This window comes from Streptomyces antioxidans, assembly GCF_000968685.2.
In the GTDB taxonomy this organism is placed as follows: Bacteria; Actinomycetota; Actinomycetes; order Streptomycetales; family Streptomycetaceae; genus Streptomyces; species Streptomyces antioxidans.
In genome coordinates this window covers 37,576-46,040 of sequence record NZ_LAKD02000053.1, presented here as the reverse complement: position 1 = coordinate 46,040, position 8,465 = coordinate 37,576, and the positions used below count along the sequence as shown (strand labels likewise).

At 72.9% G+C, this 8,465-nt stretch carries 8 protein-coding genes; all 8 read right to left on the bottom strand.

What is annotated here, in order from left to right; genetic code table 11:
- A partial coding sequence (locus VT50_RS38550) for a flavodoxin-dependent (E)-4-hydroxy-3-methylbut-2-enyl-diphosphate synthase (RefSeq protein WP_476714337.1) occupies nucleotides 1-179 on the bottom strand: 179 nt, incomplete at its 3' end.
- A gap of 4 nt (nucleotides 180-183) precedes the next feature.
- Nucleotides 184-1,206 carry an adenosyl-hopene transferase HpnH gene (gene hpnH / locus VT50_RS21645; protein WP_046086065.1) on the bottom strand — a complete coding sequence of 341 codons (1,023 nt, stop codon included), beginning with the start codon at nucleotides 1,204-1,206 and terminating at the stop codon, nucleotides 184-186.
- Nucleotides 1,157-1,897, bottom strand: coding sequence for a phosphorylase family protein (locus VT50_RS21640; protein WP_046086066.1), 741 nt, complete (start codon nucleotides 1,895-1,897; stop codon nucleotides 1,157-1,159). Before VT50_RS21640 ends, hpnH begins: the two co-directional genes overlap by 50 nt.
- Complete coding sequence (gene shc / locus VT50_RS21635) at nucleotides 1,897-3,843, bottom strand: squalene--hopene cyclase (RefSeq protein WP_046086067.1); 1,947 nt, start codon at nucleotides 3,841-3,843, stop codon at nucleotides 1,897-1,899. The genes VT50_RS21640 and shc overlap by 1 nt, the downstream gene beginning before the upstream one ends.
- A 110-nt stretch (nucleotides 3,844-3,953) precedes the next feature.
- A complete protein-coding gene (locus VT50_RS21630; protein ID WP_046086068.1) occupies nucleotides 3,954-5,051 on the bottom strand; it encodes a polyprenyl synthetase family protein in 1,098 nt (365 codons plus the stop codon).
- Complete coding sequence (hpnE, locus tag VT50_RS21625) at nucleotides 5,048-6,532, bottom strand: hydroxysqualene dehydroxylase HpnE (protein ID WP_078840699.1); 1,485 nt, start codon at nucleotides 6,530-6,532, stop codon at nucleotides 5,048-5,050. The genes VT50_RS21630 and hpnE overlap by 4 nt, the downstream gene beginning before the upstream one ends.
- Nucleotides 6,529-7,491 (bottom strand): presqualene diphosphate synthase HpnD, encoded by a 963-nt coding sequence (gene hpnD, locus VT50_RS21620; protein WP_206269453.1) that lies wholly within the window; start codon nucleotides 7,489-7,491, stop codon nucleotides 6,529-6,531. The genes hpnE and hpnD overlap by 4 nt, the downstream gene beginning before the upstream one ends.
- Nucleotides 7,488-8,351 (bottom strand): squalene synthase HpnC, encoded by an 864-nt coding sequence (hpnC, locus tag VT50_RS21615; protein WP_046086069.1) that lies wholly within the window; start codon nucleotides 8,349-8,351, stop codon nucleotides 7,488-7,490. Before hpnC ends, hpnD begins: the two co-directional genes overlap by 4 nt.
- Nucleotides 8,352-8,465 lie beyond the last annotated feature (114 nt).

The window sequence follows — 8,465 nt, the reverse complement described above, 5'->3', positions numbered from 1 at the left end:
TGCTGCAACGTCGCACCGATGTCCGCCGTCACCGCCGTCGTCATCGACTGCACCGAGATCGGCGCATCACCACCCACGGCCACCGACCCGACCTGGATCTTCCGGCTGACCCGGCGCCGCGCGAGGGGCCTGCCCGGCACGGCGGGCAGGCCGAGTGCGACAGGTTCCGCTGCGCTCATCACGTCACCTGCCTCCGGCCGCGGTCTCGCGCGCGGCGCGCAGCGACTCCTTGAGGGAGCCCATGGTCGCCAGGACCGCGGTGGGCTCATAGCCGCAGTGGGCCATGCAGTTGTCGCAGCGCGGGTCCTTGCCGCGGCCGTAAGCGTCCCAGTCGGTCTCCTCCACCAGCTGGCGGTAGGTCGGGACATAGCCGTCGCTCATCAGATAGCAGGGGCGCTGCCAGCCGAAGAGGGAGTAGTTGGGAATTCCCCACGCGGTGCACGGGAAGTCCGTCTTGCCCTCGAGGAAGTCGAGGAAGAGCGGGCTGTGGTTGAGCCGCCAGCGGCGCCGGTTGCCCCCGGCGAACGCCTTGCGGAACAGCTCCCGGGTCTGCTGGACGCCCAGGAAGTGCTCCTGGTCGGGCGCCTTCTCGTACGCGTAGGCGGGCGAGATCATCATCTCGTCCACCTTGAGTTCGTCATTGAGGAAGTCGAGCACGTCAATGACGGTCTGCGGGGTGTCGGTATTGAAGAACGTGGAATTGGTGGTGACCCGGAAGCCGCGCCGCTTGGCCTCCTTGATGGCCTCCACCGCCTCGTCGAACACCCCCTCCTTCGCCACCGATTCATCGTGCCGCTCCCGCAGCCCGTCGATGTGCACCGCGAAGGCGAAGTACGGAGAGGGCGTGAACAGGTGCATCTTCTTCCGCAACAGCATCGCGTTGGTGCAGAGGAAGACGTACTTCTTCCGCGCCACCAGCTGCCGTACGATCTCGTCGATCTGCGGGTGCATCAGGGGTTCGCCGCCCGCGATGGACACCATCGGCGCGCCCGACTCCAGCACCGCGCCCACGGCCTGGGCGACCGGCATGCGCTGCTTGAGCACTCCGGCCGGATGCTGGATCTTCCCGCAGCCCTCGCACTTGAGGTTGCACGCGAACAGCGGCTCGAGCTCGACGATCAGCGGGAACTTGTCCCGCCGCTTGATCATCTTCTGTTCAAAGAGATACGTCGCGACCCGGATGGTCTGGCGGAGAGGCATGGCCATCTAGCTCACCTCCTGGGAGCAGCGAAGAATGGTGCCAGTGAAAGAAAGCAGGAAGAACGGTCCGAAGAACCCGGAAAGCCGATATTCCACCGCGTAGTGTGCCGATGCGGACGAGTTCATGTTCAGGAGCGTCCACGACCACCCGGACGGCCGCAACCGGACGGACGCCGTGGCCCACGGCGGTGCGCAGGGTCGCGGCGGACTCCATGTCCACCGCGATGGCACCGGTGCTGTGCAGCGCGGCCCGCTCCGCGCCGCGCACCACATGGTCCGAGCCCACGACCGGGCCGGTGTGGACCGCCCGGCGGGGACCGCCGGGGAGGGGGTGTGACAGGGCGTCGGCGAGGATCCGGGTGCCGGTGCACATAGTGCGGCCCGCCCGGTCGCGGGTCTCGTCGGCGACAACGATGTCCCCCGGATGCATCCCGGGGGCGAGACCGGCGCAGAAGCCGGTGGCGATGACGGCGGTGCGCCGCCCCCCGGGCTCCCCGGGCCCACCGGACGACCGCGCCGTCAGCGCCCGGGTCACCGCGCGCTCGGCCGACTGCGGCCCCATGCCCGTGCGCAGCACGGTCACGGCCCCGGCGGCGGCACCGAGACCGGCGCCGCGCAGGGCGAACCGCTCGATGCCGAGCGCACAGGCGATCAGCAGCGACTCACCTCCGGCCGCCGCGGCCGGATCGGCGGACATCAACCGCTCCGCGGTCGCGCCCCGGTGGGCTCGCCGTGGATGTACCGGCCCAGTGCCGTCACCGGGAAGACCTGCCGGTAGAGGTGGTAGTTGATGGAGAAGTCCCAGGGGAATCCGGTGCCGGTGAAGTACGGCTCGTCCCAGGAGCCGTCCGGCCGCTGGGTCCCGGCGAGCCAGGTGACCGCCCGCTCGACGGCCTCGCCGTCCCGCTCCCCCGCCGCCAGCAGCGCGAGCAGCGCCCACGCCGTCTGCGAGGCGGTGGAGGCGCCCCGGCCCATCCACTCGGCGTCGAGGTAGGAGCGCTGGTCCTCGCCCCAGCCGCCGTCCTCGTTCTGAACGCTCTCCAGCCAGCGGACGGCCCGGCGGACCGCCGGATGGGAGGCGGGGACGCCCGCGGCGATCAGCGCGGGGACGACCGAGCCGGTGCCGTAGACGTAGTTGGTGCCCCAGCGGCCGAACCAGGCGCCGCTCGGCTCCTGCTCGGCCAGCAGCCAGGAGATGCCGCGCCGGGTGCGGGCGTCGTACGTCCGCCCCTCGTGCGCCAGCATCTCCACCACATGCGCGGTGACATCGGCCGACGGCGGGTCGATCACCTCGCCGAAGTCGCAGAACGGCAGCTTGTTGGGGAGCGGGCTGGTGTTGTCGACGTCGAACGCGCCCCACGCCCCGTTCTTCGACTGCATGCCCAGCGTCCAGCGCATGGCGCGCCGCACGGCCGCCTCGATCCGCTCGGGCTCGGGGTGGTCGACCCGGCGCAGCGCCAGGATGACCTCGGCGGTGTCGTCGATGTCGGGGTAATTGTCGTTGTGGAATTCGAACGCCCAGCCGCCGGAGGGCAGCCCGGGCCGCCGGACCGACCAGTCGCCCGGCCGGTCGATCTGCTCGGTCAGCATCCAGTCGGCGGCCTTGACCAGCGCCGGGTGGTCCGGGGCGAGACCGGCGTCGGCGAGCGCGATGGCGGCCAGACAGGTGTCCCAGACCGGGGACTGACAGGCTTCGATCATCCGGCTGCCGTCCTCGCGCCACACCGCGAACCGGTCCAGCGACTCCAGACCGGCGCGCATCACGGGGTGGTCGAGGTCGTAGCCGAGCAGATGGAGGGCGATGACGGAGTAGACGGCGGGTGGCTGGATGCCGCCCCAGCAGCCGTCGTTCTCCTGCCGCTCCACGATCCAGCGGGCGCAGGAGCGCAGCGCGGCCCGGCGCAGCGGGCGGAAGGCGACCTTGTGGTAGGCGTGCAGCGCCCGGTCCAACCGTTGGAAGGCGCCGTCCCAGGAGGCAACGGGGGCGAGCGGGCGCGGCGGATGGGGTCTGCGGGGGTCGGTGTGGAGCTCGCCGAGGGGGAAGGGGGCCGGGCGCACGGGGCGTTTGGCCGAGACGACGGTGAGGGGCACGATGGTCTGCCGGGCCCAGCAGCCGAAGTCGTAGATGTTGAGCGGAAGCCACTTCGGGAAGTAGATGATCTCCGGTGGCAGTTCGGGCAGGTCCTCCCAGCGCCACCAGCCGAACAGGGCCAGCCAGATCCGGGTGAACACCCGACTGCTGGCGATCCCGCCGCGGGAGCGCACCCAGGCGGAGGCGGCGGCCATATGGGGCGCGTCGGGCTCGTCGCCGGCCAGCCGCAGCGCGACGTACGCCTCGATGGTGGTGGAGAGCTCGGGCGGACCGCCGTGGAAGGTGGCCCAGGTGCCGTCGGTGGCCTGCTGGGAACGGAGGTAGCGGGCCGCGGCGTCGAGGGTGTCGGGGTCCTGGACGCCGAGGAACTGACGGAGCATCAGGTCCTCGGCGTCCATGGTGACGTTGGTCTCCAGGTCGCCCTTCCACCAGCCACGCTCGTCCTGTTGGGACAGCAGGTGGTCCACCGCGCGGGCCGTCGCCTCACGGGCGACGGTCAGGGTCTTGGGCTCGGATGACTCGGAGGGTTGGACGGTCGGTGTCGCTGTCATGGCTTCCCCTCTGCAGTGTGCTCAGCTGCCGTCTTTGGGGCTTCCGTCGGCCGGCACCCCGGCTGGGTGCCGGCCGGCGACTGCGAACGCGAACTAGCGGTCCATGGCGATCATCTCTCTCGTACGACGACGAAGTCGGCGAGCGCCACGAACCGGGCCCGGATCTCGGCGGGCATGTCCACCGAGTCCAGCGCCGCCATGGCGGTCGCATGCTGTCTGCGGGCCTCCTGGGAGGTCCAGTCCCGGCCACCCGCCTGCTCGATCAACGCGGCGCGGACGGCGAACTCCTCCTCCGAGAAGTCGGCGAACTCCTCCTCCGGCTTGTGCGCGTCCGCCGCGAGGATCTGAGCCAGCCGCTCGGAGTCGGGGCCGCCGGCGTCGAGCGCGGCGACCACGGGGAGGGACTTCTTGCGCTGGCGCAGATCGCTCCAGGTCCGCTTGCCGGTCGCCTCCGGGTCGCCCCAGATGCCGAGCAGGTCGTCGACGGCCTGGAAGGCGAGGCCCAGGTGGTGGCCGTAGCGCTCCAGGGTGTCGGCGGTGCGGTCGTCGGCGCCGCCGAGCACGGCGCCGATGGAGGCGGCGCAGGCGAGCAGGGCGCCGGTCTTGTTGCCCTCCATCTCCAGGCACTCCTCGACGGTGACCCGCTCGCGGTGCTCGTAGGAGATGTCCTGGGCCTGACCGTCGATCAGCTTCCGGGTGGCGGCGGTGAGCCGCCGGGTGGCCCGTCCGGCCTCGACGGTGCCGATCTCCAGCAGTATCTCGTTGGCCAGCGCGAACAGGGCGTCACCGACCAGGATGGCCTGGGCCGGGCCGTGCACCTTCCAGACGGTGTCGCGGTGGCGGCGCTGCTCGTCCCCGTCCATGAGGTCGTCGTGGAGCAGCGAGAAGTTGTGCACCAGCTCGACCGCGACCGCGCCGGGCACCCCGGCCTCCGGGGCGGCGCCCGCCGCCTCGGCGGACAGCAGGGCGAGCGCGGGGCGGACGGCCTTGCCGCCGTCGCCCTCGGCCGGGTTGCCCTCGGCGTCGATCCAGCCGAAGTGGTACGCGGCGACGGTGTTCATGGGCGGGGCCAGCCGGTCCACGGCGGCGCGCAGCACCGGCGTGGCGAGCGTACGGCCGCGCTCCAGCAGCGCCATGACGCCTGCCGTGTCGACACCTGGGGTCGCCGGGGTCACGGTCTCTCCTCTGTTTTTGGTGGTGGTGCTCATGCCGCCTCCTTGGGCGTCCCCCCGCCCGCGGCGGGGAGAGGGTTCACATGCGGGCGGCCGAGGCCGGTGAGGGCCGCGCGGGCGGCGGAAAGGCCGCTGCGCACGGCGCCCTCCATGGTCGCGGGCCAGCCGGTGGCGGTCCACGCACCGGCCAGGTAGAGGCCGGGCGCGTCGGTCGGCGCGGACGGCCGAAGGAGCCCGACGCCGGGGACGGGGGCGAAGGTGGCGGTGCGCTCCCGGGTGACGAAGAAGTCGCGCACCCGCGCCCCGCGGGCGACCGGGAGCAGCCGCTCCAGCTCGGGCAGATAGCGGGCGCGCAGCTCGGCCACCGGGCGGTCGATGTCGTCGTACGCGGCGGACTGGGACACCGCCAGGTACTGGCTGTCCCCGGCCCCGGGCGCGTCCCTGAGCCCCGAGGCGTCCGTACGGTCGAAGACCCACTGGACGGGGGAGCCGATCGCGGCGAAGAAGGGGCGGCGCAGCACCGTGCGGTCGTAGATCACATGCAGGTTGAGGATGGGCGCGGTGGACATGCGCAGCAGCCGGCCGGGGTCCTCCAGGGCGCCGTCGGGCAGCAGGGCGTGCGCCTCGCGCTGCGGTACGGCGAGCACGAGTACGTCCGCCTCGGCCCGGGGCTCCTCCCCCGGCCGCCCGGCGGTGGCCATGCTCCAACGGCCCCCGGGGGTACGGAGGACGGCGGTCACCCGGGTACGCAGATCGGTCCGCACACCCGCCGCGTCCAGGGCGCGCTGGGCGTGGGTGTGGTGCAGCTCGCCGAGCGGGGCGCGGGCCCAGCCGATGTCGGCGGCGCCGGGCCGGGAGAGCAGCCCGGTCTTGAAGACCATCGCGGCCAGGCCGAGCGAGGCGTCGGCGGCGGTGGCGTTGAGGGTGGCCACGCCGACCAGGTCCCACAGCGCCTCGACGGCGCGCGGCGACTGGCCGTGGCGGCGCAGCCAGCCGGCGAAGTCCACCCCGTCAAGCGCCGGGTCCTCGGGGTCAAGACGCCCCAGGGCGAGCGCGGCGCGGCCCACCTGGGCGCGCTCGGCGAGGGAGAGATGGGGGTAGGTGGCCAGGCTCGCGGACAGATGGAGCGGCACCGGCAGGGCGGTGCGGCGCAGCCGTCCGAGCCGCCGCCCGTCGCGCCCCCGGGCGTCGAGGACGGGGACGTCCAACCGGCCCTGGAGCGGGGCGAGTCGGGCCGCGCCGACCCGCTCGAGGAACCACTGGTAGGCGGTGCAGCAGCGCAGATACACATGCTGGCCGTTGTCGACGCTGAGCACGCCCGCCGGGGAGGAGCGGTGGAAGGAGAAGGCGAGGCCGCCGAGGCGGGGGCGGCCCTCGACCAGGGTGACCCGCAGCCCGGCGTCGGCCAGCGCGAGCGCGGCCGTCGTACCGGCGAGCCCGCCGCCGATCACCAGGGCGCTGCGCCCGGCGGGGCGTGGCTCGGCGGCCGGGGCCGGGTCCAGGGTCGAGTGGGTCACACCGGCCTCCCGGTGCCGCGGCGCTCGACGGCGCGGGCGTCGAGACCGGCGAGACCCCGCAGCGCCACATACGCCTTCTCGTGGCCGGGCAGCGAGACGCGGCCGCGCAGGACGGCCGCGGGATCCCTGGCGATCCGGTCCAGCAGTCTGCGGTAGATGCCCGCCATGGCGGACACGCACGCGCCGCTGCGCCGGTCCAGCAGCGGCAGCAGCCGGAAGCCCTCGGCGAACAGGGCCCTGGCCCGGCGCACCTCGAAGTGGACCAGCCCGGTGAAGTCGGCGTCCGGCGGAGGGGTGGAGCTGCGGAACGCGGCGGTGCAGCCGAATTTGGCCAGGTCGTCGGCGGGCAGATAGGTGCGCCCGGTGGCGGCGTCCTCACGGACGTCGCGCAGGATGTTGGTCAGCTGCAGGGCGAGCCCGAGGGTGTCGGCGTAGGCCGGGGCGTGTTCCAGCTCGTCCTCGCTGTGGCCGGTGCCGGGGGCGGTCCCGAAGACGCCGAGCGAGAGCCGGCCGATGGCGCCCGCCACGCAGCGGCAGTAGACCTTCAGGTCGTCCCAGGTCTCGTAGGTCTGCCCGGCCACGTCCATCAGCACGCCGTCGATCAGCTCGTCCAGCGCGTCCAGCGGGATCGGGAAGCGCTGTGCGGCATGGGCGAGGGCGACGGCGACCGGGTCGGTGTCGTCCTCCTCGATGCCGCCGCCCCGCATCCGGTCCAGCAGGGCGCGGGTGTCCGCCAGCCGGGTGCGCTTGGCCTCCGGGTCCAGGGGGCCGTCGCCGATGTCGTCGATCCGGCGGGAGAAGGCGTACAGGGCCGACATCGCATGGCGCTTCTCCGTCGGCAGCAGCCTGATGCCGTAGGCGAAGTTGCGGGCCTGGTGGCCGGTCACGGCCTCGCAGTAGCGGTACGCCGCGAGCACTGGTGCGGACGCGTGCGGAGATCCCTTCACGGTCCGGCTCACCCCTCTCTTCGCAGTGTCGCCCCCACCTCGCGCAGCAGGCTGAGCTTGGTGGGCCTGGGCGGTCCAGGGAGTACGTCATGTCCCGCGGCCGCGACCGCCCGCAAGGCGGCCCGCCCCCCGGCCACGAATCCGGCGAGCAGCACCTTGAGCCTGCCGTGGACGCTACCCACCAGGGGGGTGCCTTCATTCAGCAGGGCAGCGGCGCGTTCCGCCTCCTTCGCGACCAGCGCGCGCAACCGCACGCCGCTCCTGGGGGCGGCGAGGTCGGCCTCGGTCACGCCGAAGCGTTCCATGTCCTCGGCGGGCAGGTAGACGCGGTCCCTGCGGAGGTCCTCGGCCACGTCCTGAAGGTGCTCGACGATCTGCAGGGCGGTGCAGATGGCGTCCGAGTGGCGGATCCGCTCGGGGCTCGCGGTGCCGGTGATGCCGAGGACGAGCCGGCCGACCGGGTTGGCGGACAGCTCGCAGTATTCGAGGAGTTCCTGGTAGGTGGCGTACCGCCGGATCCGCTGGTCCTGGCGGTTGGCCTCGATCAGCCCCAGGAAGGGCCCTTGGTCAAGCCCATGGCGGTGGACGGTGGGGCGCAGGGCCCGCAGCAGCGGATGGCGCGGCTCCGCTCCGGGCCGGAAGACCCGGTGGAGGTCGGCCTCGAACGCGTCCAGCATCGCGAGCGCGTCGTCCGCCCGGTCGCGGTCGAGACCGAGCAGTTCGGCGTCGGCGCCTCCGGGGGCCAGATCGCCGTCGCCGATGTCGTCGACCAGCCGGGCGTAGCCGTAGATGGCCATCAGATCGGTGCGCCAGGCGCGGGGGAGGAAGAAGGGAGCCACGGGGAAGTTCTCGTGGGCGGCCTTGTCGAGCACGGTGCGAGCGGCTTCCTGCCCGCCGCTCCGGCTGCTCGACGTGGTATGGGACCCGCTGCGCTCGTCCTCGACGGTCACCGTGGACAGCCAGGCGTACGGGCGAGACCCAGGACG

What these genes read in the sequence shown, in the direction of transcription:
- hpnH (WP_046086065.1), bottom strand. Translation starts at nt 1,206, where the DNA reads ATGGCCATGCCTCTCCGCCAGACCATCCGGGTCGCGACGTATCTCTTT.
- VT50_RS21640 (WP_046086066.1), bottom strand. Translation starts at nt 1,897, where the DNA reads ATGTCCGCCGATCCGGCCGCGGCGGCCGGAGGTGAGTCGCTGCTGATC.
- shc (WP_046086067.1), bottom strand. Translation starts at nt 3,843, where the DNA reads ATGACAGCGACACCGACCGTCCAACCCTCCGAGTCATCCGAGCCCAAG.
- VT50_RS21630 (WP_046086068.1), bottom strand. Translation starts at nt 5,051, where the DNA reads ATGAGCACCACCACCAAAAACAGAGGAGAGACCGTGACCCCGGCGACC.